Origin of the sequence: Mycobacterium syngnathidarum, from assembly GCF_001942625.1 — a bacterium.
Lineage (GTDB): Bacteria > Actinomycetota > Actinomycetes > Mycobacteriales > Mycobacteriaceae > Mycobacterium > Mycobacterium syngnathidarum.
Genome location: NZ_MLCL01000073.1, coordinates 89,304 through 115,301 on the forward strand (window position 1 = coordinate 89,304; position 25,998 = coordinate 115,301).

The following is a 25,998-nucleotide window of genomic DNA, read 5'->3' on the forward strand; positions in this document are numbered from 1 at the left end:
AGCCGCGCGTACACCGGTTCGATTCCGGTCGCAGACTCCCCGCCGCGTCGCACCCCCGTGTCGTGTGGATTCTTGTAGATACTGGCCTTCCCTGCCCACCTTCCTGCGAGCGAGGAGCGACGCCATGGACCGCATCGGGTATCTGGACGGCCACCCTGATGTCCGGCACCTGGCGTTCGTCGACAAGCAGGGCAACACACTGGTCGCTGTCGATGCGCATGTTGATCGGGAGTCCGGTGAGCGGGTGGCGGTGTGCCAGAACTGCGCCTGGGTCGAACGCGGTAACGATCGCGATCAAGTTGATGCTGCCGCCACCGCACACTTTGACGAACACCGCGCCCAGCTTGGCCTGTAACCGTTCCGGCTTACTCGCCGGACCCGCCCCCATAGCTCAGTCGGCCAGAGCGGCTCACTCGTAATGAGCAGGTCACCGGTTCGATTCCGGTTGGGGGCTCCAGGACTGCGCACGTCCGCGCCGCGTAGCGCAGGGAAAGCCTCGCGCACCTACCTTCTCGCGTGATCGAGGTCGCCCCCCCGTCGACCTCGCCGGTGAAAAGGAAAACGGCGATGTTTGTATGCGAGTTCCAGAAGATCCGCAGCGGTGAGTATTTCGGACGCTCCGAGCATCCCGACCGCACTACAGCCGAGCAACACGCGACCGCTGAACTCGCACTGCTCGGCGAAGATCCAGCCGACGTCATGCTTGCGGTCGCGGCTGCCGGCTTCGGATGCGCAGACACCCGCGGCGACGGGTATGGGGTGCGGATCTTCGAGGAGTGACCCGGCTCGGTGTGGCATGTCCGGTGCCGCACCCGGAATATGGCGCAGTTTGGCAGCGCGCCTCGTTCGGGACGAAGCGCTCGTGGGTTCGAATACCACTATCCCGACGCAGATTGCATCTAGGCGCAATCTCGATTTTGGAGACGTGGCAGAGTGGCGAATGCAGCGCCTTGCTACGGCGTAGTCGGCAGATGCCGGCCGCGGGTTCGAGTCCCGCCGTCTCCGCTCCGCATCACACACTGTGCAGCTCCCTGCCGCTCTAGATCCCAGCGTGACGCGCGCCCAAGCTCATTGCCCCGCAGGGTCTCCCGGGTACATCGGCGAACCGCTTGGGCACAGGTTCCCCGGTCACATTGGATTCGACTCGGGGATTTCATCGTGGACCTCCCTGTCCCCGCGGTTCAGCTGTCGAGTGCCCTGCGAGTTCAGCCCGCTTGCGGCGGATCAGCGCGCGGGACTGCTCTCCCATGTAGTTGATCGGAACGGCACCGAGCCGAATCGCCAACTCCCGCTTGGTGTCCGTCACGTCGTAGTGCGAAATCGCCGTCCCCGGCTTCTGGTGCCAGGATCGGCGCAGTCCGAGCCGGTCGGCGAAGGCGTGCAGTTCCTCGTCGGTATCGGCCAAGAGGTGCGACCACCTGGCGTTAAGGCGGCCGACTCGGGCCGGCATCCTCATGTCGTCGACGTATACGGTCATCGCTGCGGCGCTTTCACCATGTCAGCGAAGTCGTCGGCTGCGGGTCCCGATACCTGCGCGTCTTTCGTAGTGCCGGCGGCAAGCACCTGTCCCAGCCGATCCTCGTATGGCGTGTGGATGGTCATGCCGGTGAGTCTCGCTCCATTGCGGACGGGCACCTAATGGCAGGCGCCGACACGCGGACCAGGGGAGTTCAGGTGTCGCTACGCCGGAAGGCGTGAGCTGCGATCAGGGTCAAGCCAGTACCTGTAGAACCACAACTTCGTCATCGGCATAGTCCCAATCGACCGGTGATCCTGTGACGAGGTCGCGCAGGTTCCAGCGGCCGGTGAATCGGCGAGCGGCGTTGTACTTCAGTGCCTGATCCAGCGAGTCCCAGTGGTCCCACTCGTCATCCTTGAGTGCGACGACGTAACAGAACGTATCGGGATCGGCGGTGGCCGGGTCGATGATCGAATGAGGAATGTCCATGTCCGCTACAGTCCCCCGAGCTCGTGCTTGGCTTCGGCGATGAACTCCTCGTCTGCGTGAGCGCAGCTATCGTAGTCGGACAATTCGCTGTCGTCGGGGCCGTAGACCGTCACGGTGTCCGAGGATTCGGAATCACCGTGATCGTCGATCTCCAGTCGGTACGTCACACTCTGATGGTCGAAATGGACCGTTCTCACGATGGCGCCTCCGGATCGTTTGGATGTCGCGAGGCAACGCTGCTTCAGTTTCCGCAGCGCCAGCGAGCGCGGCGCGACGAGAAAGTGCCGTGACTGCTCATCCGAACGCGTCACCGACGAGTACAGGAGTGCTGCGCCCCATGCTCCCGGATTCCGCGCCACGGGCACGCAGCCTGCGCGGCATCTGCCACCCTGCCGGCATGAACTACGAAATCCAGATCCAGGTCGCCGATGACATCAACGCGCTGGGCGCGTTCTGTAGCGTTCACCAGGCCGCCGATGCCGCGCATACAGAGGCATCGCACTTCGGCGGTCTGAATCGATCTCGCTCCGCCCTGCGGGAGGCCATTGAGGCCGGGGACAAGGTGGTTGAGCTTCGCCCGGCAGGGCCGTACATTGCCGTGCTCATCGCCTGAGCGCGGTCAGCGATCCCAACCGGGCGACCCATAGGACCTCGGCACCCCATCGAGTATCGTTCGAAAACATGTTCGATGACCTGGATCGCTGGGCGACAACCGACGACTACCCCACGCTGTACAGAGTGGACAGACCCGTATGGGTTCACTTCCAGACTCTGTTCCCCGATCTTGGTCGGCGCCTGACGGGGGTCCCGATGTGGGTGAGAAGCGGCGGTCTCCGGATCGAACCGTGGCAGCGAGGCCGCCAGGTGGCCTGGATGCGCCGATTTCGATGGCGGCTGGTTGGCCGCAGTCGCCGTTCCCGTCTCCAGCGGGAACGGCATATCGAAACTCAACATGCAGCTGTGGCTGGAGCCGGCACAGTTCAGCGCTACGCCGCCCCCGGGATGGGTTGAGCCGCAGGAACACAGGACGTGACAGCAGCTCTGCTGTCACGTCCACCGCGCATTGCCCCAGCCCACCAGGACCACGCACCAGCGTCAGTCACTGAGAAGATTCAGGAGGTCAGCCAGGATCCGATCAGCCTTCGCCTCGATGTCGTCGAGGGTGGCGCTCACGCCGCTGAGTTTCTGAGCCGCGCGGTAACGAGCGGCGACCCCGCGCGAGAACATCGAAGGGTCCAATTCTGGAACCTGCGGCGGTTCCGGTGCCTCGTCTTCTGGGTCCAGCGTCGGTGTGGGTCGGTTAACCGGACGGTGCGCGACAGGCGCGCCCGCCAGATGAGTGGCAACGATGTGAGCGATCGACGGCGCGCTCAGTGGAACATCCAGAATCGGAGTCGTGCCCCATCTGTCGATGGGGGTCACGAGCGGCAGCGACGGCGGTGCTTGCCCTGTAGCAGGTACCGATTCGCCTCGAAAGAAGGCCGCCAGAAACCGAGGATTGGACAGGCGGTGCTGAATGCTCCTGATCCGCACCCAGTTCCGATGGATGCCCACGGCTGAGACCCCGAGATGCACCAGATCATCCGGGGTGGAAAGCAGTTCGCCGTTCTGTTCACGGACAAAGATCCGGTGCCCAGACTGGTCGCTGCACACATCACCGATCCGCAGTGCTCCGATTCTCGTCGCGGGCAACCCCGCAGCTGCCAGAACAAGTAGAAGTGCGTCCCGGCTGGCGAACAGCGCTGTCGGCCAGCCTTCGTCCGGCAGTCTGGTGATAGCTCCGGCCGCAGCAATGGCACGTTCCCGCAACTGGTCGCGGCGGTGGTCATAGATCAACTGTCGCACCGCCTCGGCTCGCCCCGGCGTGGGCAGCCCGGCGCGCGCGTGGATTGCGTTGACCACCCCCACTCGGCGGCGCTGGGTGGCTTGACTCGCGGGGGTGGCGGCGACGAACTTCGCCAGTGTCAACGGATCTGTAGGCAGCGGCGTACGTCCCGAGGCGGTGCACCAGTCGCAGAACAGCTGCCATACGGCGCGTTCCCGCGGCCCGACCCCCGTCATAGCCCAAGGGACGTGACAGCATTGCCGATCAGCGGAGCTTCTTCGCGGGCGTAGCGCTCGACCATCGCGGGGCTCCGGTGCTGCGTCTGGCGCATGATCGCGTGAGCGTCAGCGCCGTTGCGGAAGGCCTGCGTCACGAATCCAGCACGGAGGCTGTGCGCCCCGAGTCTGGTCACCGCCGCCGCGGAGTATCCGGCCCGCTCAGCGCGCCGGCGGATCGCGGCATGCACTGCGGCGCCGGACATAGGCGCCGTCGACAGGTTGGCAGTGCGCCCCACCGTACGGAAAATCGCTCGACTCGAATCGATCCCGGGGACAGTGCGACCTCGGCACAGGTGCTCGCTAAGCACGCCGCCATCGTCAGAGACCAGCGCAATCACTGCGGGGCGTCCTCCCCTGTCGAAGGCTGCAACCACCTGTGCCCACCGCGCGTACGCACACGGAGGGCAACGGTCAGGCAGCTCGGCACGCGGCAGTGCGTGCACGGTTCCAAGTCCTTCTTGATCGGTTTTGGACCGCCGGATGTGGATGTGGATCCCATCGAGCGGATGTAACTCGACGTCTGATCCCCGCAGGTCAACCAGCTCGCTGCGCCGAAACGCACCGGCGAATCCCATCAGCAGGAGCGCCGAGTCGCGCCGCTCCGCTACTGCGTCGGCCCAGCTGCCGACTTGGTCGCGGGCGGCGGCGACAATCGCCAGCACATCATCGGTGAGCAGCGGCGCCCGCGGCTTGCGGGGACGGTCCCCGGCGGCGGCATATTCGCGCCGTATGCCCGCCAGGGTGGTCCGCACCATCTCATGGTGGGTGGGCGCGAACTCTATTCCGCTCCGGCGATGTCGGTCGGTGATCGCCGCCACCCACTTGATCAAGGTCGTTGGCGCATAGGCACGTTGGCCGTCCGAGGTCAACGTGTCGGCAGCATCCACCAGGTACGCGGCCACCACCGCGGGGTGTGCAGGCAGCGCCTGATGTCCTTGCGCAGCACACCAGCGTTCGAACCTGCTCCAGGAACTGTCGTAGGTTCGGCGGGTTCCTGGCGACTGGGCACCGGAGGCAGCGCGCAGGATCCGTTCGCGCACACCACGGTCCAGCCCGGCCACAGGGCCGGGATCGGGGACAGCCGGTGTGGACACGGCCGCAGCCTAACCTCGCCGATCGACAGGTTGCCAGACGTACCTGCGCAATTCAGCGCTGGTTGACGGTTCGTGAGCCAGGGTAACTGGTGGTTTCGCTGTCAAAACCCGCTGTGACCGAATGCCGCGTTGGCGGCGCTGACAGCCTCGATCGAAGCGCATCCGCTGCTCATCCAGTCCTCCCCGATGTCGTGTGAGGGGTGGGACTTTGCCGCTGCGATCCAGCTGCGCGGGCACAGGGCGCGGATGGGCAGACGCCACACGGCTGCGCGTTCAGAGTGTGCTTCGCCCCGTCCACCGACACTTTCGGCGTTGACGCGCGTTGTCATTGGCGCCTGCTAAGCATGGATCTGTGGGGACAACATTCCAGGTGCGCGAGGCATCTCCAGGTGACAACGAGCGGGCGATCGGGCTGATCGAGCGGTATGTCGGTATCGATTATCCGTGGCCAGAGCGGTTGGGCTCCGGGTCGAGCGCCCACGAGTGGCTTTCTCTGGTGGCGACCGACAGCCGCGGCGTCGTGTGTGGCGTCATCGGTGTTGGCCAGCCCACGGATAAAAACCTGCATGTCCTGCACCAGAAAGGGGGGCCGGCCTTCGATCCGGCGAAGGTCCCTTGGTGGAAGATCTATGTTCTAGCCGTGGATGAGGGCCATCGCGGCAGTGGAATCGGACGAGCCCTGCTAGATGCCACTGTTCGCCGGATGCCACGCAAATACGTTGGCCTGTACGGCAACGTCGAGCTGACTCGCACGGACTCCATTCAGTGGTATCGGCGTCAGGGGTTCTACATCAGCCCGATGTCCGGGCTAACAAGCACGCAACGCCCCCAGGACACCGACACGGTCGGCGTCGCCCCCTCGAAAGGTGAAGTAATCTTCCGCGGCTACCGCCAAACTCTCGAGGACCATCTCGCAGGTCGAGCACCTGCAGAGTGGGAACGCCGTATCGCCACAGCTGAGTTCATCCGCCAGAACAAGCAGCGTGAGAAGGCGGCGCTGGACCTCGGATATCGGCTTTATGCACGGCGGATCGCTGAAAACTCTGATGCCCAAAGCTGTGTGCATGCCAGCATGGGACCCCGCAACCTCTCGGTGTTCGGCTGGGACCCCAACCACATGCGTGTCTGTTGGGAGTGCGTAGGCCCGCACACCCAGAACATCAAGGGCTACGACGCTGACACCCTCTGCGACGGATGCGGTCGACACGACCGCGACACCCGGGTTTCCTGGGCGACCGATGACGACCAGCTACTTGTGGTGTTCGCCGGCCTGTGCCTGTCATGTCGACGTGGCGATGTCCCGGGAGTGTCCACCCGATCGTAAGTACCGTCGACGCCTGACACTCCGCCATTTGGCGCCACTATGGCGGATCTCTCCCCCGTCGAACGCAGCGTATCCACATGAAAGGACGCTGTCGGTCAGCCTCGCCGGAGCGGGTGCCGAAGGACAACCGGTAACACGGAACCGCACAACTCATCGATCAGCGACGCCGAGTCGCGGCCGCCGCATAGGCTCATCGGACGCACGCGTTCGACGGACAGGGGGCACACAGGTGGGGACGATCCATGAGGTGATGGAGGTGTTCCGCGAGGCGCCGTCGAACTCCGAGCGGGGCACCAAGTTCGAGAAACTGATGGTGCGATACTTCGAACTCGACCCGATGCTGTCGCAGCAGTACGACGCGGTGTGGCGGTGGGTCGACTGGCCCGACCGCCCCAAGGGCAAGATCGATCTCGGGATCGACCTCGTGGCACGGGAGCGGGACACCGGCGAGTACACCGCGATCCAGTGCAAGTTCTACGAGCCCACTACGACGCTCGCCAAGAGCGACATCGACTCCTTCTTCAACGAGTCGGGGAAGAAGCCGTTCACCAACCGGATCATCATCTCCACCACCGACCGGTGGGGTCCGAACGCCGAGGCCTCCCTGGAGAATCAGACGACCCCGGTGCAGCGGATCGGCCTGGCGGAGATCGCCGATTCGCCGATCGACTGGGACGTGAGCCTGGTCGACGGCGACATCCAGGTCGACGTGTCGGAGGCGACCCGCCACGAACCACGACCGCACCAAGCCACCGCGATCGACAAGGTGTTCGCCGGCTTCGCAGCCGGCAACGACCGTGGCAAGCTGATCATGGCTTGCGGAACCGGCAAGACCTTTACTGCGCTGAAGATCGCCGAGCGCACCGTAGCTGAGAACGGTGGCAGCGCGCGGATCCTATTCGCCGTCCCGTCGATCTCCCTGCTCAGCCAGACGCTGCGTGAGTGGACCGCACAGACTCAGCTGGATCTGCGGGCGTTCGCCGTCTGCTCCGACGTCAAAGTCTCCCGCGCAGCGGAGGACATCAACACCTACGACGTCGCGATCCCGGTGACCACGAACGCCGCGAAGCTCGCCTCCGAGATGGAGCACCGCAAGCGAGCCAAGGGGCTGACCGTCGTCTTCACCACTTACCAGTCGCTGCCGGTCGTCGCGGACGCGCAGAAGCTCGGAGTGGCCCCTTTCGACCTGGTGATTTGCGACGAGGCGCACCGCACCACGGGCGTCACCCTGGCTGGCGACGACGAGTCCAACTTCGTTCGAGTCCACGACGCGGACTACCTCCACGCCGACCGCCGCCTATACATGACCGCCACCCCGCGGATCTTCGACGAGAACGTCAAGGCGAAGGCGGAGGAACACTCCGCCGTGTTGACGGGGATGGACAACGAGGAGGACTACGGGCCGGAGTTCCACCGCCTCTCGTTCGGGGAGGCCGTCGAGCGTGGCCTGCTGACCGACTACAAGGTTCTGGTCCTCACCGTGGACGAGGAGATGGTCGCCGCTCCGCTGCAGGGGCAGCTGGCGGGCGGGGAAGGTGAACTGCGGCTCGACGATGCCACGAAGATCGTCGGGTGCTGGAACGGGCTCGCCAAGCGTGCCGGCAAGACCCCCGACGGTCAGGGCTTCGTACCGGGTGCGCCCCCGATGCGCCGGGCCGTAGCGTTCGCCAAGGACATCGCGACCTCCAAGCAGGTCGCCGAACTCTTTCCGAAAGTCGTTGACGCGTACCGGGAATTGCTCACCGACAGCCAGGACGACGGCGTCGACATCAACACCACGAACCTGGATCTCGCTGTGCAGGTCCGCCACGTCGACGGCACCTTCAACGCACTGGAACGCAACCGGGAGCTGCAGTGGCTCAAAGCGCCGCTGCCGGAGGACGAGTGCCGGATCTTGTCCAACGCGCGGTGCCTGTCCGAGGGGGTGGACGTTCCCGCCCTGGACGCCGTGATGTTCCTGCACCCGCGCAACAGCGTCGTCGACGTCGTGCAGTCCGTCGGCCGCGTGATGCGCAAGGCCGAAGGCAAGGACTACGGCTACATCATCCTGCCGGTGGCCGTCCCGGCCGGGATCTCGCCATCGCAGGCCCTCGGCGACAACCGGCGGTTCAAGGTGGTGTGGCAGGTTCTTAACGCCCTGCGCGCCCACGACGACCGGTTCAACGCGATGGTGAACTCGATCGCGCTGAACACCGCGAACCCCGGCACGGACACCGGTCACGGATCGGATCGCCTACTCGGCGGGCACATCGGCCCGACCGTCGACAACCCCGAAACATTCGGCGCCGAAGGACCGACTACCGCCGCGGAAGGCAGCACCGAAACTGCCGACCCCGCAGCTGGTGTAACCGACGGGGACGGATCCGGCGGCGGTGGTGGTCTGGCTTCGCAGATGGCGCTCTTCTCCCTGTCGGAGTGGCAGGAGGCCATCTACACCCGCATCGTCGACAAGGTCGGAACCCGAACGTACTGGGAGGACTGGGCGAAGGACGTCGCCGACATCGCGGCGGCCTTGATCACCCGCATCGGCGCCCTGCTCGACGGCGCCGACAAGAAGGTGACCGCGGCGTTCGACCGGTTCCTGCGGGGCCTGCGCGACAACCTCAACGACTCCATCACCCGAGACGATGCGATCTCGATACTCGCCCAGCACCTGATCACCGCACCTGTCTTCGACGCGTTGTTCGCCGGCCACGAGTTCGCTGCGCACAACCCCGTATCCAAGACGATGCAGACGATGGTGGACGAGCTCGGCGGTGCGGGTCTCGAAGCCGAGACGGCGCATCTAGAGGGCTTCTATGACTCGGTGCGGATCCGTGCGTCGGAGGTCGGTTCTGCGGACGGTAAGCAGCGGGTGATCGCCGAACTGTACGAGAAGTTCTTCAAGATTGGCTTCGCCAAGCAGGCCGAGGCCCTGGGCGTGGTCTACACCCCAGTCGAGATCGTGGACTTCATCCTGCGGGCCGCCGACCACGCGTCGCGGGAGGCGTTCGGCCGCGGTCTCACCGACGAGGGCGTGCACGTGCTGGATCCGGCGTTTATGCGAAATTTTGGCGTCTCACGAGACAACAAAGCCCGGGAATCAAGGTCATGCGAGCGAAATCCTGGAGTTAGTCATTTCAGCTCCTTGTTGAATCATGGTTTGCCCCAAGGCGTTGTAGTGAAGCCAGCCTCCTTCATGTCCCGCTTGGCTTCCTCCATGTAGTTGTCAACTTGCTGCTTCGACGTCTCCATGAAGCTCTAGGCATCCCGCCGCCTACCCCTCCGCAGCGGGCGCCGTGATAGCCGCACCGATGATCGGCAGGTAGCGCCTCACCTGTTCACGATCACTATCCTTCTCGGACTCGGTCAGGTCCTCGTAGGGGGTCTCGATTTGGGTTTGCCACCGCTGCGCTAGTTGTGCGGGGATGATCAAAGACCCGTCCTCGGCACGTTGGCACTGGTCATGCATGTACTGCTGCCAATGAGCCCAGCGTTCATGCTCGATAGCGGCGAGCTTCTCCATGAGTGCGGGCGTCTCCAGGAGTGCCTGGACATCTCTTTCGGTGGACATCAGATAAGGCCGTCGTCGACGAGTTTCCAATAGTGTTGGCCAAGTACAGTCAGCTCGCAGCCGTGTGACCACATCGCCGCGTGCCACATGTGTGGGGCACCAACGGGCCTCGCGAGGTTGACCTTGACATAGTTTTGCAGTATCGCGAAGACAGCCGTGTGGGCTGGATCGGGCGCTGGAACCGAAGGCTCTTCGATGCCGGAGCGGTGCGGCTCGTAGCTGGGATCGAGGCTGAATACGGTTGTAGGAGTTGGAAATATGTCAGTCAGCTGCTGCAGCTCAGCCAGTTCAATTGGCGCAGTAGCCTCCCGCAATGAGATGAAGGTCTTTACGTTGGTCTTGAAAACTGGGCGTTGCGCCCAAGGCCCAAGCGATTGGTCGATGTGTGCGTAGACGCTTCCAGGAGTAATTGCTCCTACGAGGTTCGCGGCAGCTCCACTGAGAGCGTCGACGAACAGGCTCGTGAAAACGCCTGATCCACCTCCGGGCGTCTCCATCGCGTACTGGTCAGCGGTCGACGCGGTGAGAATGGTGACACCATCGGAAATTTCGGCAACGTTCTGGGCGAGGGCGCTTGTTCCCGCAATGCCACCGTGACAACTGTCCAGGATGATGACCTTATTCTTTGCTTGCGACGAGTTGGCCAAGGACATTAGTTCTGCCAGCGACAGACCGTCGTCGCCTGACTGGCAGTCGCTGGCACAAAGAAAGCCTCCGGTGTCTTCGATGTATCCGTGACCGGCGAAGAAGAAGAGTGCTATATCGGCGTCATCGGCGAAAAGCTTCCGGACCGATTCCTTGAGTTCGAGCCTAGTGACCTCGGCGCCAGGGCCGGTCCCGACCAGCAGCTGCGGGGTGGGGAAATTCAGCGTGCCGTCGGCATTCCGCTCGAGAACGTTCTTCACAGCGTGGGCATCGTTGACCGCCCCGCTGAGGTCCCCAATATGTGGGTAGTGGTCGATTCCGACGATCAGCGCCTTCCGCACGTCGACCTACAGGGAGTCGATGAAGTTGCTGATGTTTTCATCGCTCCACGTGTACGTGGACACCCCCGAAATATTGGTGCGGTCGTCTCTATAAGCCCAGATCCCCCGGATCGGCTTGGCCTCATCTTTGGCGCACTGGATCTCCCATTTCTGTCCCGAGGACGTCAGTGAGTTCTCGCTTACCAGGACGATCACTCCGTCCGAGCGACGCATCCGGGTCCGCACTTTGTCTTTCCATCCGGAGTCATACGGTTGCTTAACCGACATGTCGATGAACTCGAAGGGCGCGCGGGGGTGCAGCGACTGGCCCTTCAGGAAGTCCCTTTGACGCTCGTCCTCGATCGCGAAGGCGATGAAAATGACCTTGGTGTCTGCCACGGTGCTCCTCGTTGAGCGTGTCGTCACCGCGTCCGGTTGACCGGTGACCCTCTCGGCAAAGTTTACCGGGAGGCACCGACAAGAAGGCCGTCGCGGAATCCGACGACAGGAGCGATTTGCATCCGTGGGCCCGAAGACCCGCGTGACCGTCCACTCGCCACCCCGATCGACAGAGCCATTCGACACGTTCTGATATCTCGCATTGCCAGCAATCGACGACGCCCCCAGATCCCAGCATCTTTCCGTCCTTTGGACACACCCGCTGCTCACACCGTCACGAGCTGCATCAGCTCGGTGTAGTCAGTGACGACGTCGTACTTGACGTTCTCGCTGTTCTTCTCGTTGAGCGATGCGAAGAACTTCCGCGCACATTCGATCTTCGCGTCCTCGACTCCCTTGAGCTGAAGAGACGAGAGGGAGCCTTTGGTCTCGGCGACGAAATAGATGTGCTTGACAGTTCCTTCGGTGAACGCGATTGCCCAGTCCGGGTTGTAGTCACCTACAGGGGTCGGGATGAAGAACCCGCGTGGAAGCTTCGCGTAGACGGCAACCTCCTGACTGGTGTCGAGCTCGGTGACAAAGTCGCGCTCCACTTTCGAGTCCGTGACGACGTAGTCGTAGATGTGCTTCGTCAGCTTGTTGCCGGCGTGGGTGAGGTCTTGCTTGGTCTGGTTCTCTGTGAAAATCGCTGTGTCGAACCGGTCTTCGAGCGCGTCGTAGGTCAGGTGCTCGACGATCGCTGTTGCCTTCTGCTCGTTGATGAGTCGGGCAGCCTCGGTGATGAACTGCTCCGGATTGAGCCGGAACTTGGCGAACGTCTCCGGTGTGACTCCGCTGAGGATTGCCGCCGCGGTACGACGGGTGAGCTGAGTTTTCTCGGTGATTTCACCGAGTAGGTCGTATTTGACCTGGGATGAGGCCGACACTGTCGCGGTGTGGGTTGTGGTGCTGGATACGTCGAACCCGGCACCGCTGGTGAGGTCGTCGGCGTCGAGGGCGTCGCGCTGCGTGCCAGCTTGGACGACGTATTGCATCGCGGCGACCTTTAGATGCTTGTCAAGTGCGTGAATGCACTTGGTGACGAGCTCGGATGAGTCGAACTCGACCTGGTAGACGGCCTTGTGGTTGATCCGGTGCCATAGGGCCTGGAACTCTTTCTTGGCGAAGTTGGCCTCATTGAGCGGGATCTTCTTGGGCTTGCGGTCGTCGGTCGGGGCCGGGACGGCGATATTGAGCGAGTCGACCAAGGGCAAGAGAAACTTGAGCATCGGTTTCAGGATCTCTGATGTCGGCTCTGCCAGGGTGCTAGCCTCTGTCGCTGCCTTGTACTCGTCGGAGAGCGTGTCGTCGTCGTTCAGGTAGTCGTTCTTGACCAGGTACTTGTAGAGGGCCTGCGCAAGGGCTTCCTCGACTAGCGACTCGCCGTCTTCAGTCTGAATTGTCTTGCCGGTGAAGAACTTCACGCTTGCCTTGCGTGGCCGCGCAGCCAGCGAGTCGGAGATTTCCCTTTGTAGCCCTGCGACGAAGTCGGTGTAGGACTCGTCGGTGACGACCGTCAACTCGTTGATGTCGTGCACCGTGACGGGGTTGTCCATGCGTTCGCCATGTTGGTCGACGGCCAAGCGCAGGCCGCGGCCGATCTCTTGTCGCCGCGACACGGTGTTATCGCTTTTCTTGAGCATGCCCATCACGAAGACGTTGGGGTTGTCCCAGCCTTCCCGAAGGGCGGAGTGGGAGAAGATGAAGCGAACGGGCTCGGCCAGCGATAACAACCGTTCCTTGTCCTTGAGGATCAGGTCGTAGGCGTCGACGTCCTTGGATTGGCCCTTTTCGTCACCTGCCGTGTGCACTGGCCCGTCGACCGCATGCCTGGTCTTCTTGTCGATCGAGAAGTAGCCCTCGTGCACCGCTCGGACGGCATCGCGTCGCAGGTAAGTCTGGTAAGCCACGGTTGCGGGATCAAGTTCCAGCTCCCCAAGAACCTCACCCACGATCACGGTGTACTCCTCCTCGAAGACCCGGGCATAGTCGCCGAGCGTGTCCTCGCGGTCGTAATCGCGGTACTTCGCCACCTCATCAATGAAGAACAGTGACAACACCTTAACGCCTTGGGCGAACAGCTCCCGTTCTTTATCGACGTGAGCCCGAATCACCTCCCGGATCTGAATGCGGCGCTTGGCTTCTTCGGTGACGTCGCGGTCAGAGAGCTGTCCAGCGATAACCACATCACCGTTGCTGAGTTCGATTACGTCGCGGTTGGCGTCGATGTCGGTGATGAAGAGGCCCTTGTATGCCTCGATACCGTTGGAGATGTCGTGGAGGTTGGCGCCCACGTCGAGGCGCTTGACGTGGCGACTGATCGGTCCACCTTTGGTCTGTACCTCGATCTCCAGGCGAGCCCGCGGTTTTGCGCCCTTGGCAATCTCGATGGCATCGAGGTACAGGTAAGCCGTCGTGCCAGCCAGTCCCTTCACGGTGATGCCTCGCACTGCGATCTTCTTGACCAACTTCTGGTTGTACGCATCGAGCGCATCGAGTCGGTGAACTTTCGTGTGCTCGACCTTGTGGGTTGCCGAGTAGCGCAACACCATGAGCGCATTGAACCGCGACAGTGCTTCCAATGACTTTGGTGCACTGATCTTTTGCGGTTCATCGATGATCACAATGGGACGGTTTGCGCTGATGACATCGATGGGACGCCGCGACTGGAAGTCGTCGAGTTCGTCGTAGATGCGGCGATTATCCTTGCTCGTCGAATTGAACGCCTGAATGTTGATGATCATCACCTGCACCCCGGCATCCGAGCTGAACCGCTCCAACTCATGCAGCTGGGATGAGTTGTAGATGAACGACCGAGGTTTACTGCCGTACGTCTGCTGGAAGTGCTCGGCCGTCAAATCGATTGACTTCTTCACCCCCTCGCGAATCGCGACCGACGGGACGACGATGATGAATTTCGACCAGCCGTACCGCTTGTGCAGTTCCATGATGGTCTTGATGTAGACGTAGGTCTTACCGGTACCGGTTTCCATCTCGACGTCGAGATTCGGAGCGCCCGGAGCAGCCTTACTATCCAACAGCTTGTCTGACAGCGGCAGGTTTCGCGACCGTTGAACTCGCTGAACGTTCTCCAGCCGCTGCGTTGGTGCCAACGCGATCTCGGCATTTCGTAGACCCGAGTCTGAGGTCGCTCTCGGGTCGAACAGCATCGCTGCCGTGACCGGCTTCGCCTTGCCCGGATCGATCCGGTAGGAGACGCCATCATGCTTCGGCTGCCCGGCGAAGGCCTCGACAACCGCGTCCACGGCATCGGTCTGGTACTGCTGAATCTTGAACTGAAGCTTCATCAGTGTCAGATGGCCTTCACATCAGTCGCCGGGGAGATTTCACGGAAGATCTGTTCCGCATTGATCCGAGCGTCGTCGGACGCGAAGCCTGAGTCACGAAATACCGCCCGGAGCGGCTCACGCTTCGCGATCACTCGCACAAGCTGCGGACTCAACTCCGAATCAAAGCAGGCGATGAGAGCGCCGTCCTCAACGACGAAGACGTCGTGGCCTTCAACCTTCTCGACCGTGATCGGCATAGACAATTCGAGGCCCCAGTCAAGCAGCACCTGGAACAGTAGATCCTCGCCGGATCTATCAGGTTTCACACTGTTCTCGAGTTCTGTTAGTGCATGCTGGCCGGTGTCATCTGGGGTTCGCAGCACGTCTGCCATGTTGGTGGCGTCTACCCTCAAGGTTCGGAATCCAACGTCAATGGCGTCGCCAACCAGACCCGCATCCTCGGCCACCTTCCTACCCGCCCGTCGGATCCGCTCGCGCGACAGTTCGGCGATGGTCGCGTAGCCGGCCAAAGCCGCTTCCGAATTCGAAGGGCACGGCTCTGGAAGTTGAACGGCGATGTAACTGCGATTGCCCCCATCTTCGGCGTTTAGCTTCAAAATTGCGTGCGCCGACGAACCCGCCCCCGCAAAAAAGTCTAGAACGATGAAATCCTTGTCCCTGTTGCCGTTCACCACGAAAGCTGCGAAATACTTGATCAGATCTACAGGCTTGGGAAAGTCAAAGACCTTCGTCTCGAAGAGGTCTTCAAGATCTCGTGTCCCCGACTGGTTGTAAGGTCCGATGAGCACAGAGACTGGTTTGCCCAGTCGCTCAACGCCATTCTCGTCGCGAAGATACTGCTTGGCACGAACGCTGACCTTTCCCCTCGTCTCCGAGAAGACAACTTCACCTCTACTGAGAGCCTCTTCAACGCGCTCCCGAGACCAAAGCCACTGCTTGTCAGGCCACACGTCGCGGCCGTTCCACTCAATGGGATAAACAAGGTTCGGACGCGGGTCTTTGCTCCTGGTTGCAAGAGGCTGCGTAACGTAACCACCCCTCGTCGCGAAGTTATCGTCTTGCAATCGGTACGCGCTGCGCTGCTCATCGTCCAGCGGTGCAGCAAGACTGGAGATGGGACTACGTGAGTAGACAAGGACGTACTCATGCACGTTGGAAATGCCCCGCGAAAGTGCACCAGCATTGTATTTGTTCTTCCAGGCGATCTGCTCCAGAAAGTTGTCCGTTCCAAATACCTCGTCGCACAAGAGCTTCAAGCCCGCGACTTCACCTTCGTCAATTGAGATGAAGATGAGGCCGTCGCTAGTAAGCAGATTCCTGGCGAGTTTCAACCGTGGCAGCATCATCGATAGCCAGTCGGAGTGGAATCGGCCGTTGGATTCCGTATTCGCCACCAGTCTTGTGCCGTGTCCGTCTGCTTGCCCAGACCTCACGAGGTATTCATGAGATGTCTCTGCGTAGTCATCGTTGTAGATGAAATCATTTCCTGTGTTGTAGGGCGGGTCGATGTAGATGAGTTTGATCTTCCCGAGGTATGACTCCTGCAGCAGCTTCAGGGCTTCGAGGTTGTCACCTTCGATGAACAGGTTCTTGGTGGTGTCGAAGTCGACAGATTCCTCGCGGATCGGACGAAGGGTCTTGGCGATTGGCGCGTTGGCGGCGAAGGCTGCTTCCCGCTTACCGGGCCAGTCGAGCCGGTAGCGCTCTTGCGGGCCCTCCACAACATGGGCTGACAGTTCCTGACGCAGCAGGTCGAAGTCGATGGCCTTCTTGGGATTTCCATCGGCGTCGAGCGTCTCGGTAATGACGTTGGGGAACAGTTCCGCGAGCCTGTCAATATTGGCCTCGGTCATGTCGGGCGATGTCATGCGAAGTTTCTCCACGTGCTACCTCTGCTGGTCCAGTTCTGCTTGCTTGGTTTTTAGGGCGCGCCGAAGCTCTACCTTGCGGTTGAGTTGCGACTCGGCGCGGAGTTTTCGCTCCAGGGAGGCGACCTCGCGTTCGAGCTTGCGTACGGCCTGGAGTCTGGCAGCAACGTCCGACAATTCCTCTCCTGGCCGTGCCGATACCGGGGTCAGCGGCGTGAGGAGTGCGGCGTACAGGGACGGCAGGCTGATCGCCGTCGGTAGTGGCTGCCGCTCGGTATCCTGGGGTTGCCAGTCGGTCGTGTAGTAGGCGCTGAGCTTCGGTGTAGCGGTGCCGACCTGCTTGTGCGATGCAGCCATCCGGATTCGCTGCTCGTCTCCTTCGCCCGTGACGATCTCGAAGATGATGGGAGTCTTCACCGCTTTGTCGATGGCCGCGAGCACGGAGTCGCCGACATCGTCGCCCTTTGTATCGATCTGGAAAACTTGGATCTCGGGGACGTCTGCGTTGCCGGGCAGGTTGATGGTGGATTGGGCGAGTTTGTAGGCCCAGGTGATGCGCTGGACCTCGGAAACGAATTTGTCACGTACCGCACCGGGGACGGTGCCCTGTTTGTAGAACTTGGTCTTCGGGACGGTACGACCGAATTTGGCGGCGACGGGCCAGCGGTAGAGCAGGGCCGTCATGTGGTTCCTTCGGTGGCGTCGACGATCGCTATGAATGCGGTGAGTTCGAAGTCGTCGAGGCCGGCGATTGCCTGGGTGAGCGCGGTCGTGTGTCCATCGCTGAAGAGGCTGTCGATATCGCGTTCTTCGGTGATGTCGATCATGGATCGGATTGCTGCGGTGAGCAATTCGGAGTACTTGCCCATCTCTGCGCCTTCGCGGGTGGCAGCGTTGAAGACGCGGGTGACCTCGGTGACGGGTTCCTCATGAGGCCGGCATCCTGTGCGAATCAGGTCGAGCAGGTGTTTGGCCTCCGTGTGGTCAGCGATGACGTTGCCGTTGTCGTCGAGGTACACAAGGTAGTGCGGGTGAAGCCGGTTGCCCCGATTGATGTTCTCGTTGGCGTCGACGTTGCGCAGCGCGAACAGCACACCGGGGTGGAGGCCTCTTGAAGGGTCTGCGGGGAGCACGGCGTGAAGCCCCTTCGGCGCGGTGGCCAGATCGCCGGACTCTTTGAGGTATCCCAGCAGGTCCATGCGGAAGTCATTGAGACCGAGATCGGTGATGGACACACCGGTGCGGACGTCTTCGAGTTCGATGACTTCGTCTTGGAGCTTGCGGAGCTGCTCCTTCCGGAACGCGGCATCGCTGCCTTCAAGGGTGAGGACATTGTCGTCGACGGTGCTGGCGAGGTCGGCGATGACCATGCGGTTCTCGACGCGTTCCTTGAGGTTGATGTATTCGTCGAGGGAGATGTCGGGCCAGAAGTTCACGAGCTGGATCTGAGCGTTGGTCGAGCCGATGCGGTCGATGCGGCCGAATCGTTGGATGATCCGTACCGGGTTCCAATGAATGTCGTAGTTGACGAGATAGTCACAGTCCTGGAGGTTTTGGCCTTCGCTGATGACGTCGGTGCCGATCAGCACATCGAGTTCGCCGGTGTCTTTGGGCATGGTGAGGTGGCGTTGTTTGGACTTCGGCGAGAACAACGTCAGGACCTGCTGGAAGTCGTAGCCGGTCCCCAGCGTTGTTTTCGCGGCGTGGGCACCGCCGGTGACGAGCGCGGTGTGTAACCCGGAGTCGCTCAATGCCGGCGCGAGCTGTTTGTAGATGTACTCGGCGGTGTCGGCGAACGCTGAGAAGATCAGTGCTTTGCGATTCAACGGGTTGAGGGGGTTAGCGGCCTTGTCCTCGATGAGTCGTTTGAGCTCCTGCAGCTTGAGGTCGTGATCCGGTGTGACCCTGCGCATCTCGTCGAGCAATTCGCGGAGGGTCTCGCGGTCGTTCCACAGATCGCGCTGCCAGGATTCTACGTCGATGTCGTCGAGGTCGATCTTGATCTTCTCGCCAAACGAGAGGGCCTCGACGTTGGCGTCGTCCTCGTCATCGACATTGAGGTCCAGGCCCGAGAAATCGACGCTGAGGTTGTTCGAGGATCCCGTTCTTGACTTGAGCCGGATCAGAGTGTTGTCGACCGCCCCTTCAATTTTGGCTAGCGTGAGCCGGAACGCCTCGACCGAACTCTCCAAACGCTTGAGCAGGTTGACCGTCATGAGCTTTTTCAAGCCTTGTTCACGGCCGAGTTGCCCAATATTGGAGCGCGCAGTGCCGCCCTTGACGTTGTAGAGGTCTTCGTATTTGCCTATCCGGCTGGGGAATACGTAGGCCAGCGGCGTGTAGACCGCCAAGGTGAGCACCTGAAGCTGTCCGAAGATTTCGTTAAATGCGGGTACGTCGGGGAGGTCGGAGAGCGGCTTACGAATCGACCGCGGCGGGAGCCGTTGCGGGAAAGTGCCGATCTCAGTGGTGTCGTAGAACGCCTGAATGTGCTTGCGAGATCTTGCGATGGTGACCGAGTCGAGCAGTTCGAAGAAGTCGAAGTCGAGCATCTGCAAGATACGGTCGGTGGTCCGCGCCTCTGGGTCGAGCTTGGACCACTCGTTGAAAACACGCTGTGCGTCGCTGAAAACCTTCTCGACAGTGGTCGAGATGTTCAGGTGTTGGGCGAGGTTCTCGGAGTCGCCTTCGTAGGCAAGCTGGAGTTGGTTCTTCAGGTCGTTGAAGCGGTTGTTGACCGGTGTGGCCGACAGCATGAGCACCTTGGTCTTCACTCCTTCGCGGATGACCTGGCGCATGAGCCGCTGGTAGCGTGACTCTTTTTCTTCTGCGTAGTCGGCGTTGCGGAAGTTGTGCGACTCGTCGATAACGACGAGATCATAGTTACCCCAATTGATTCGGTCGAGTCGTAGCCCCAACGATTCACCCCTGGTGCGGGAAAGATCGGTGTGAGCGAGGACGTCGTAGTTGAACCGGTCGCGAGCGAAGATGTTGGTGGTCAGGTTGGCGTTGTAGTTGGTCCAGTTTTCGGCGAGCTTCTTCGGTGCGAGTACCAGGACGGACTTGTTGCGCAGCTCGTAGTACTTGATCACTGCCAGCGCGGTGAAGGTCTTCCCGAGTCCCACGCTGTCAGCGAGGATGCAGCCGTTGTAGGTCTCCAGCTTGTTGATGATTCCCGTCGCCGCGTCCCGCTGGAAGTTGTACAGGCTCTTCCAGACCTGTGTTTCCTGGTAGCCGGTGCGATCATTCGGCAGAACGTCCTCGCTGACGTCTTCGAGGAACTCCGAGAACAGGTTGTACAGGATCAGGAAATAGATTCGCGCCGGTGAGTTTTCGGCGTACACACTCGCGATGTGGTCGTACACCGCTTGGGTGACATCTTCGAGCTGCGTGGGGTTGTTCCAGATCTGATCGAACAGCGCGGCGTACTGCCGTGCCATCGGAGCATCGTCGAGCTTGGTCACGACATTCGACACCGCGTTCCCACGCTCGTAACCAAGATCGGCAGACGTGAACCCCTGGATCGGCTGGTAGGCGACCTTGTCATCCACAACGGCGAACTGCTGCATCGGTGCACCGGTCCGGTTCGACCGGAAGTTAACCTTTCGGCGCACCCACTCCGCACATTCACGCGCGATGGCCCGCTGAGTCAGCTTGTTGCGCAGACGGATCTCGAATTGAGAACCGTAAAGGGACGACTCCCCGTTGGACCCCGGCGGAATAAAGAACTGTCGGCGTTCCTTGGGCAGCTGATCGGTAGCCGCCGAGGCGACAAACGACGGCGAGGTGAAGACGAACTCGAGCTCTTCGACACGCTCCAACTCCTTGCGTAGCGCCTCAAACGCGAAGATGGAAAATGTCGATGCAGCGATACGCAGCTTCGACCCAGCCTGCACCTCAGCCTTGAGATCGTCGCCCAGGAGATCGTTGACGTTGTCGATGATGTGCACGTTCAGTCCTCCGCGGCCGTAGCCCCGTTACGACGAACCCAATCGTCGACTTCGGCTGCCTGGAACTTCCACAGGCGCCCCAGCTTGTGAGCCGGCATGTCCTTCTCGGCGATCCAGGTGTAGATCGTGTCCTTGGTGACGCCGAGGTGGGCGGCGATGTCGTCAGCCGACAGCCACGGCTCAGCCACGGGCGACCTCCTGACTATCGACCCCCTGCGTGCCGACTGGTCGCGATCTTAGCGGGATGAACCGGTTTAGACTGGGTATTTGCGGGTTCAACCCACTCTGTCGAGGTCGGAAAGTCTGCTCGCGGTCACCATCGCCGTCGCGTCTGACGGCCCTGCAGCGGAGTGACGGTTCCGCGCGGCTCTGCACCGCGACTCGCCTGTAGCTGTGCGTGGAGCTCGGCGATCACGGTGACCGCGGCTTGGTTCTTGCGTTCGAGGGCGGTGTTGTTTTGCCGCAACGTCGCGATGGTCTGCTTGAGCTTGGTGACTGTTCCCTGCAGCTCGACGATCTGGGAGTCCCGCGGTGCGACCTGGGTACCGACTGCGGTGTTCCAGTCGGTGAGGACGGCGTCGGCCCGGTTCATGGTGGCGCGGCTGACGCCGGCTTCGATGTGCAGGTTGGCTTTGGTGAGCCGCCCGTCGGTCCGTTTGGACTGGCCAGCGAGGAGTCGCTGCATGGCGTCGCGCAGCTTCTTCTCCGTCGCGGGGCTGACGGCAGTCATTTGGGGTCCTGCTGGGTGATTCTCCGGACGTCGGCGAGTTGAGTTTCGAGGCGCTCTCGGTGGACGGCGGCCATCTTCTTGTCCTTGAGTTTCTCGATGAGGTCGGTTTCCTCGTGCTGCCAGATCGGGAGGTGTTTGTCGGTGATGACCGAGTTCCGGCAGGTGGCCGGTTGACACATGCTCGGGATGGGTCCGCCAGCTTTAACCGCGGCGGACGCGCCTTCCAGACAGAGTGCCTTGCTCGGGTCACCGAGGCAGTGGTTGAGCGTACCCAGGCGGATTGTGGCGAATTCGTCGCGCAGCAGGTTTCGAAGCATGCGCTCGTTGCCTACCCCGGCGGTGCTGCCCGCACGGTCGGTGACGCTGTCGAGGCTGTTGACGAATGTGGCGGCGCCAGGGCCGCGCACTTCTCGGTCACCGTTGGCGTGCCGTGCCCAGTCGGCGACGAGTTCTGCGGCGGCGGCTTCCTTGGCGTGGTGTTCAAACTCTTTGGCCCACTCCGGTGTCGGCGCCCCATATCCACTGGTAGTCGCGTTGGCTAGCGCTCGTGTGGCGTTGTGCTTGAGGGTGATTCCGAGGGCGATCTCGCCGTCAGGTTCGTTGGCGGTGATGACCGCCATGGTTCGGCGAAACATATGCGGCGCCAGCGCTTTTATCGGAATCGGCTGTAGCCCATTGTGAGGCGAGCGGTCGTTGACCCAGTTGATGAACGACCGGATCTGTTCGTGCTGGTCGAACCCGGCGAGGTCACGGTTGACGCCAGTGCGGACACTGCCGAACAGCCTGCCTGGGTCACGGGTAATGCGTTCTGCGACTTCGAGGGCGCGAACGACCGGCGGGCTGACCCACCAGCGCTGTGGTGTACCCGCACCCGTCTGGCCTTTATGGACAGTGCTGGTGATCGCGGGGACGCCATAGTGCGTGCCGATCGCTCCGGCGGCGATTCCCTGGACTTCGCTGTCCCGCATCATGGTCATGATTGCGACGAAAATATAAGCAGCGTTGCGGATTTGGGTGAGCTCTTTGCTTACGATGACGCGGTCGAATCCGCTGATCCATGGCCCGCGTGTCCCGTCGGGTCGATCAACGACGGTGGGTGGAACGGCGGAGTAGCCGAACTTGGTGGGCACGCCGGCGGCGATCGCGTCGCGGACTCGTTGCCGTCGGGCTGGTCCGCTGCCGTTGTAGAAGTTGACTGCCCGGATACGCGGCGTGGTACATAGTGCCAGGCCGTCCCAGTTGATCTCGCCGGCTTTTCCGCGTCCGAGCGTGTAGATGTGCAATGGAATGAAGGCATCGGGCGAGGTGAGCCAGGAGTTGATCGCTTTGTCGATGGTTTGTGCTGCTGGCCATTTTGCGGGATGCGGACTGGCATCCAGGGTTTCGATGTCTTCGCGGGCCGCAAGGACATCGGGGGCGAATACATCAATGTAGGTCCAGCAGGCGCGGATCAGCGGCCAGAATGCGTCCGGGGGGATAACCGGGGTCTTGATCTCGCCCGAGCTCCCGGTCTTGGACGCCCCGACCATCACCCGCAACCCACCGTTGTGCATCAGGGGCCCGAATTCCACCAGGTGACGCAACAGATCCTTGGCGGAATGCTCGGCCGTGACTGCGCGGGTGGCGCGGACCGATGCGAGATAGGCCTCGCTGTCATCGTCGATCCATTGCGACAGATCGGGCGAGTAACCACGGTCCTCGGCCCATTTCGCGAGGTACCGGAGCTCGGCGAGAGCGTGCTGGATCGACTTGATCTTGTAGGGCCGGTTGGACCGGTAGACGTGCGCTTCCCGAAGGATGCTGTGGGTCGGCTGCAGCATGGCCATTGCCAACGTCTTGGCGATCGGCACCCAGGCCTCGGGGAGACCATCGAACCGCAGATGCGCACGAGACGGACTCAAGTTGGGGGCGATTCCTCCGGCGGTCAGATCCCAGCGGGGCATGTCACCGAATCGCGGTTCAGGACCGGGTGCAATGCGGCGGGAAGCGGGTAGGACCGGTTCGTCGGCGGCGAAGGGTGGATCCCACGCCGCCGACATCAGTGATGTGAGTTGACCGGTCACTGTTCTGCCCTCTGTCCGAGCGGTCGATGAAGGTGAGCGGTTTGTTGGCGCGCTGCTTCGATGTGGTCACTGGTGAATTCATTGAGCACGGCGTCGATGTTGATTCGTTGCTGGCCGTAGATTTCACTGAACTGTATTGGTGGCATGGTCTTTTCGATGTCATCTACCAGGTCGCGGTATATGACGAGGCGTGGTAAGTGGTCGCGGAAAATGACCGCGTTGCGACACTGCAGACACAGCGACGGCGATGCGTGGCACAACGAACCTGTCTGTCCCACGGGCGGTTCATAGGGGTCTCGGCACGCTGAAAGTGTCAGCTGCTGCTCGGTCGGTGATTCTTCTGCGACCGACGCGGCGAGGGCAGCTACATCGGAGTCAATTGGGCTGGCGGCGACGTCGGCGGCCGTCGCATCGATAAACGTCGGTCCATTTGATGCACGTTCGAGGACTTTGCGTTGGGCGCGCAGGACCGTCTGCGCGGCGATGGTGTGAACCGTGGTGGTCTGGGCGTAATGTCCCCGGAAGACTTCGACGGAGTGGTCGTCGCCGGCTGCGCCGTTGAGAGTACCGAGCAACGCGGCTCGCGCGCTTTTCACCGTCTTGCGGATCCTACGCATGTCGTGTGGTTCGCTGAGTGACAGTCCATAGCGCCCGATCAGCTTGTTGAGCGAGTTGGGGCCGCCGAAATGCCTTGCACGGATGAAATATTGAGGATATTCGTCATCACGCCGGTCCCGGGCTGAGCGAATCCCTGTCACCCAGAACAGGGGCTCGTCGGGAGTGAGTGCGTGCGCATGCTGCATCGCGTGTGCGGCGCGTCGAATGAGGTCGCCGGCCTTCCATCCCCACGGCGGCTGTTGCGTCGAGGGCAGGGTGTGCCAACGGATTCGTTGCGCCCGCAGCTTGGTCGCTCGCACCCTGACAGACGAGTCTCCGAACTCGATGTCGCTGCGAAGGAGTCGGCGGCTCTCTTCGGGTGCCCACCCCGTTTGCAGGTGGAGTAGCACTCTGATGGCGAGAAGGTATTCGTCCTCTGGGGTGAGGTAGGCACCCACGGCCGTCACCAGCGGGCGGGCCTTCAAACGGGCATCCCGGTTGACCCCTGACTCTTTGTCGACGTCACATCCATTTAGCGCTCGATGCGGCCCGGCCAGATGGACATGGAACGAGTCGTCGTAAGGCAGGTTCCGCAGAGCCCACAGAACATTCTCGACCCGATTCCATCCGTCAGGGCGAGGATCCGTGCCGGCCGCCAGGAGGGCGTTGCCGCGGGCGAGCCGTTCTTCGGTATCGCGCACGATCGTTCGGCATGCTTGTTCAAGCTGGAGGCGTTCGTTGTTGTTGAACTCGTCGAGCGGCAACCCCTCCCACACGCTGCCGTCCAAGACCCATCCGCTGGCCCAGTCCGCAAGCACTCCATCAAATATCTCGTGCGATTGGAGATATCGAGCGACGTGATTGCGCAGCTCCATTCCGAGGTCTTTGGCGTGAACGCTGGGTGGGGGAAAGCGCACGATCATCGCCGATTCCCAGTCGTGTAGCCGACGTGCAACATCCGCGCCGTCGCCGGACAAGGTGAGAAATCGGTCGGCGGGGTCGGTTAAGAACTCGCCGACCCTCCTGATGACCCCGGCTTGCCGGGAGATCGTTCCGGGGGTGAGATCCAGGTTCTCAGCGCTCTCCTTCCACGCATCGGCGAGTTCGGCGACCAGTTGCGTGGCCACATAGTCACTCGGACTGATGCGGGCGGACTTCATCGGACCGCCAGTCGGGAAGAGTGCGATCCGTGGTTCGCGGTCATCGGGTGTCACGACGATTGCGCCTCCAGCTCGTCCAGAACGTACGTGGCGTAGTCGCGGGTGTCGTCGTTCCAGGATTCAAAAGCTCGCTGGATCAGCTCATCTGACTCGTCGACATAGCGGAGGTAGACCATCGTCGTGGACGGGCTGGCGTGCCCGAGGAGTCGTTGCAGTGTCAGCAGCGGATTGTGGACGACATGTTCGCTGATGGTGCCGAATCCTGTTCTCGGCCGGGACTGCTCGAACTGCGCCGCTCTCCGTTGCAGGCTTCGCAGCATGACGACAGCGAATGTGTGTCTCAGGTCATGGGGTGTGACGGCTGGGGGCATGGTGGGCGTGGCGTTGCCGAAGGTGGCGAGGCGGTTGTTGGCGTCCTCGAAGTACTGATGCCAGCGTCGCTGTGACGGCGGGCGACCGCCCTTGCCCACGAACAGCGACATGGGCTCGATGGAGCCAGCATCGTCGATTCTGACCAAGAGACGGCGCACGTCGGGAGGGATCGCAGCGAACTCATCGCGCTTGTCGATCCCTTTGTACCGGTAGGTGAGCTTGCCTGCCGCCGGGTCAACATGTGTGACGACTGCCAGTGTCGGCAGCTTCCGTCGCAGGGCATTCTGAGCCTTGCGGACAAGGGATTTGCGTTCTGTGCCGCGGTAGAGTTCAACGGCCTTCACGGTCGAGGCCGGGATATAGACCCGCCGGCGGCGCTCATTCTTCGCGCAGGTCGCGTCCGAAAGTGGGTGTAAAAGCACCGGTCGGTTCGCAGCTTCGTGGGTGAGCATACGGGCTGGGGAACTCAAGTGACAGGCTCTTGCAGCTTGAGCTGGTGGTGTTGGGGATAACGGCGAGCGG

22 protein-coding genes, 3 tRNA genes and 1 pseudogene are annotated in these 25,998 nt (G+C 61.8%); 8 read left to right on the forward strand and 18 right to left on the reverse strand.

Translation table 11 applies throughout. The annotated features are described in order from the left end of the window. The first annotated feature begins 124 nt into the window (after positions 1-124). The 5 genes from BKG60_RS19245 to BKG60_RS19265 all read left to right on the forward strand — a co-directional run bounded on the left by BKG60_RS19245 (position 125) and on the right by BKG60_RS19265 (position 1,005). Positions 125-355 (forward strand): hypothetical protein, encoded by a 231-nt coding sequence (locus BKG60_RS19245; protein WP_075909843.1) that lies wholly within the window; start codon positions 125-127, stop codon positions 353-355. A 25-nt stretch (positions 356-380) separates the two neighbouring features. Next, positions 381-457, forward strand: a tRNA-Thr gene (locus tag BKG60_RS19250). Positions 458-567: 110 nt separating this feature from the next. Next, positions 568-780, forward strand: a complete 213-nt coding sequence (locus BKG60_RS19255) for a hypothetical protein (protein WP_075909844.1) — start codon at positions 568-570, stop codon at positions 778-780. A 33-nt stretch (positions 781-813) separates the two neighbouring features. Further along, positions 814-887: transfer RNA gene (locus BKG60_RS19260), tRNA-Pro, on the forward strand. Between the two features lie 32 nt (positions 888-919). Then, positions 920-1,005, forward strand: a tRNA-Ser gene (locus BKG60_RS19265). Positions 1,006-1,153: 148 nt separating this feature from the next. On the opposite strand, the gene BKG60_RS19270 is transcribed toward BKG60_RS19265, so the two are convergent. The 4 genes from BKG60_RS19270 to BKG60_RS32030 all read right to left on the reverse strand — a co-directional run bounded on the left by BKG60_RS19270 (position 1,154) and on the right by BKG60_RS32030 (position 2,115). Beyond that, positions 1,154-1,477, reverse strand: a complete 324-nt coding sequence (locus BKG60_RS19270) for a DUF4031 domain-containing protein (protein ID WP_075909845.1) — start codon at positions 1,475-1,477, stop codon at positions 1,154-1,156. After that, positions 1,474-1,602, reverse strand: a complete 129-nt coding sequence (locus BKG60_RS32715) for a hypothetical protein (RefSeq protein ID WP_278247922.1) — start codon at positions 1,600-1,602, stop codon at positions 1,474-1,476. Before BKG60_RS32715 ends, BKG60_RS19270 begins: the two co-directional genes overlap by 4 nt. 109 nt (positions 1,603-1,711) lie before the next feature. After that, a complete protein-coding gene (locus BKG60_RS19275; RefSeq protein ID WP_075909846.1) occupies positions 1,712-1,948 on the reverse strand; it encodes a hypothetical protein in 237 nt (78 codons plus the stop codon). Positions 1,949-1,953: 5 nt separating this feature from the next. Beyond that, positions 1,954-2,115 carry a hypothetical protein gene (locus BKG60_RS32030; protein ID WP_165688715.1) on the reverse strand — a complete coding sequence of 54 codons (162 nt, stop codon included), beginning with the start codon at positions 2,113-2,115 and terminating at the stop codon, positions 1,954-1,956. Positions 2,116-2,345: 230 nt separating this feature from the next. On the opposite strand from BKG60_RS32030, the gene BKG60_RS19285 reads away from it, so the two are divergent. Next, on the forward strand, positions 2,346-2,561 hold the full coding sequence (locus BKG60_RS19285; RefSeq protein WP_131827524.1) for a hypothetical protein: 216 nt from the start codon (positions 2,346-2,348) through the stop codon (positions 2,559-2,561). 482 nt (positions 2,562-3,043) lie between these two features. On the opposite strand, the gene BKG60_RS19295 is transcribed toward BKG60_RS19285, so the two are convergent. Then, positions 3,044-4,009 (reverse strand): hypothetical protein, encoded by a 966-nt coding sequence (locus BKG60_RS19295; protein ID WP_075909850.1) that lies wholly within the window; start codon positions 4,007-4,009, stop codon positions 3,044-3,046. After that, positions 4,006-5,145: a tyrosine-type recombinase/integrase gene (locus tag BKG60_RS19300; protein WP_075909851.1), complete on the reverse strand. Its 1,140-nt coding sequence runs from the start codon at positions 5,143-5,145 to the stop codon at positions 4,006-4,008. The genes BKG60_RS19295 and BKG60_RS19300 overlap by 4 nt, the downstream gene beginning before the upstream one ends. Before the next feature lie 352 nt (positions 5,146-5,497). Between BKG60_RS19300 and BKG60_RS19305 the strand changes: the two genes are divergently transcribed. Together BKG60_RS19305 and BKG60_RS19310 are read left to right on the forward strand one after the other, a co-directional pair. Further along, positions 5,498-6,469, forward strand: coding sequence for a GNAT family N-acetyltransferase (locus BKG60_RS19305; protein ID WP_019344645.1), 972 nt, complete (start codon positions 5,498-5,500; stop codon positions 6,467-6,469). A gap of 229 nt (positions 6,470-6,698) precedes the next feature. Next, positions 6,699-9,500: pseudogene (locus tag BKG60_RS19310) on the forward strand (restriction endonuclease); the annotation flags it as partial. 225 nt (positions 9,501-9,725) lie between these two features. On the opposite strand, the gene BKG60_RS19315 reads toward BKG60_RS19310, so the two are convergent. The 12 genes from BKG60_RS19315 to BKG60_RS19370 all read right to left on the reverse strand — a co-directional run bounded on the left by BKG60_RS19315 (position 9,726) and on the right by BKG60_RS19370 (position 25,928). Beyond that, on the reverse strand, positions 9,726-10,022 hold the full coding sequence (locus BKG60_RS19315) for a hypothetical protein (protein ID WP_074338805.1): 297 nt from the start codon (positions 10,020-10,022) through the stop codon (positions 9,726-9,728). Beyond that, complete coding sequence (locus tag BKG60_RS19320) at positions 10,022-11,008, reverse strand: caspase family protein (RefSeq protein WP_075909852.1); 987 nt, start codon at positions 11,006-11,008, stop codon at positions 10,022-10,024. Before BKG60_RS19320 ends, BKG60_RS19315 begins: the two co-directional genes overlap by 1 nt. Before the next feature lie 6 nt (positions 11,009-11,014). Continuing rightward, a complete protein-coding gene (locus BKG60_RS19325; protein ID WP_075909853.1) occupies positions 11,015-11,386 on the reverse strand; it encodes a TIR domain-containing protein in 372 nt (123 codons plus the stop codon). Between the two features lie 266 nt (positions 11,387-11,652). Next, entirely contained in the window at positions 11,653-14,733 is a 3,081-nt protein-coding gene (locus BKG60_RS19330) for a type III restriction-modification system endonuclease (protein ID WP_075909854.1), read from the reverse strand. Positions 14,734-14,738: 5 nt separating this feature from the next. Then, positions 14,739-16,604 carry a site-specific DNA-methyltransferase gene (locus BKG60_RS19335; RefSeq protein WP_165688716.1) on the reverse strand — a complete coding sequence of 622 codons (1,866 nt, stop codon included), beginning with the start codon at positions 16,602-16,604 and terminating at the stop codon, positions 14,739-14,741. Between the two features lie 18 nt (positions 16,605-16,622). Continuing rightward, positions 16,623-17,288: a DUF4391 domain-containing protein gene (locus BKG60_RS19340; protein WP_075909856.1), complete on the reverse strand. Its 666-nt coding sequence runs from the start codon at positions 17,286-17,288 to the stop codon at positions 16,623-16,625. After that, positions 17,285-20,554: a helicase-related protein gene (locus tag BKG60_RS19345; RefSeq protein ID WP_075909857.1), complete on the reverse strand. Its 3,270-nt coding sequence runs from the start codon at positions 20,552-20,554 to the stop codon at positions 17,285-17,287. The genes BKG60_RS19340 and BKG60_RS19345 overlap by 4 nt, the downstream gene beginning before the upstream one ends. A gap of 2 nt (positions 20,555-20,556) precedes the next feature. After that, the gene (locus BKG60_RS19350; protein WP_074338812.1) at positions 20,557-20,742 is read right to left on the reverse strand and encodes a helix-turn-helix domain-containing protein; all 186 of its coding nucleotides are present in this window, start codon (positions 20,740-20,742) and stop codon (positions 20,557-20,559) included. A 125-nt stretch (positions 20,743-20,867) separates the two neighbouring features. Beyond that, positions 20,868-21,284: a hypothetical protein gene (locus tag BKG60_RS19355; protein ID WP_074338813.1), complete on the reverse strand. Its 417-nt coding sequence runs from the start codon at positions 21,282-21,284 to the stop codon at positions 20,868-20,870. Then, entirely contained in the window at positions 21,281-23,347 is a 2,067-nt protein-coding gene (locus BKG60_RS19360; protein WP_075909858.1) for a hypothetical protein, read from the reverse strand. The genes BKG60_RS19355 and BKG60_RS19360 overlap by 4 nt, the downstream gene beginning before the upstream one ends. Continuing rightward, the gene (locus tag BKG60_RS19365; protein WP_075909859.1) at positions 23,344-25,158 is read right to left on the reverse strand and encodes a hypothetical protein; all 1,815 of its coding nucleotides are present in this window, start codon (positions 25,156-25,158) and stop codon (positions 23,344-23,346) included. Before BKG60_RS19365 ends, BKG60_RS19360 begins: the two co-directional genes overlap by 4 nt. After that, entirely contained in the window at positions 25,155-25,928 is a 774-nt protein-coding gene (locus BKG60_RS19370) for a site-specific integrase (RefSeq protein ID WP_207553888.1), read from the reverse strand. Before BKG60_RS19370 ends, BKG60_RS19365 begins: the two co-directional genes overlap by 4 nt. Positions 25,929-25,998 lie beyond the last annotated feature (70 nt).

What these genes read in the sequence shown, in the direction of transcription:
- BKG60_RS19245 (WP_075909843.1), top strand. Translation starts at nt 125, where the DNA reads ATGGACCGCATCGGGTATCTGGACGGCCACCCTGATGTCCGGCACCTG.
- BKG60_RS19255 (WP_075909844.1), top strand. Translation starts at nt 568, where the DNA reads ATGTTTGTATGCGAGTTCCAGAAGATCCGCAGCGGTGAGTATTTCGGA.
- BKG60_RS19270 (WP_075909845.1), bottom strand. Translation starts at nt 1,477, where the DNA reads ATGACCGTATACGTCGACGACATGAGGATGCCGGCCCGAGTCGGCCGC.
- BKG60_RS32715 (WP_278247922.1), bottom strand. Translation starts at nt 1,602, where the DNA reads ATGACCATCCACACGCCATACGAGGATCGGCTGGGACAGGTGCTTGCC.
- BKG60_RS19275 (WP_075909846.1), bottom strand. Translation starts at nt 1,948, where the DNA reads ATGGACATTCCTCATTCGATCATCGACCCGGCCACCGCCGATCCCGAT.
- BKG60_RS19285 (WP_131827524.1), top strand. Translation starts at nt 2,346, where the DNA reads ATGAACTACGAAATCCAGATCCAGGTCGCCGATGACATCAACGCGCTG.
- BKG60_RS19295 (WP_075909850.1), bottom strand. Translation starts at nt 4,009, where the DNA reads ATGACGGGGGTCGGGCCGCGGGAACGCGCCGTATGGCAGCTGTTCTGC.
- BKG60_RS19315 (WP_074338805.1), bottom strand. Translation starts at nt 10,022, where the DNA reads ATGTCCACCGAAAGAGATGTCCAGGCACTCCTGGAGACGCCCGCACTC.
- BKG60_RS19330 (WP_075909854.1), bottom strand. Translation starts at nt 14,733, where the DNA reads ATGAAGCTTCAGTTCAAGATTCAGCAGTACCAGACCGATGCCGTGGAC.
- BKG60_RS19335 (WP_165688716.1), bottom strand. Translation starts at nt 16,604, where the DNA reads ATGACATCGCCCGACATGACCGAGGCCAATATTGACAGGCTCGCGGAA.
- BKG60_RS19340 (WP_075909856.1), bottom strand. Translation starts at nt 17,288, where the DNA reads ATGACGGCCCTGCTCTACCGCTGGCCCGTCGCCGCCAAATTCGGTCGT.
- BKG60_RS19355 (WP_074338813.1), bottom strand. Translation starts at nt 21,284, where the DNA reads ATGACTGCCGTCAGCCCCGCGACGGAGAAGAAGCTGCGCGACGCCATG.
- BKG60_RS19370 (WP_207553888.1), bottom strand. Translation starts at nt 25,928, where the DNA reads ATGCTCACCCACGAAGCTGCGAACCGACCGGTGCTTTTACACCCACTT.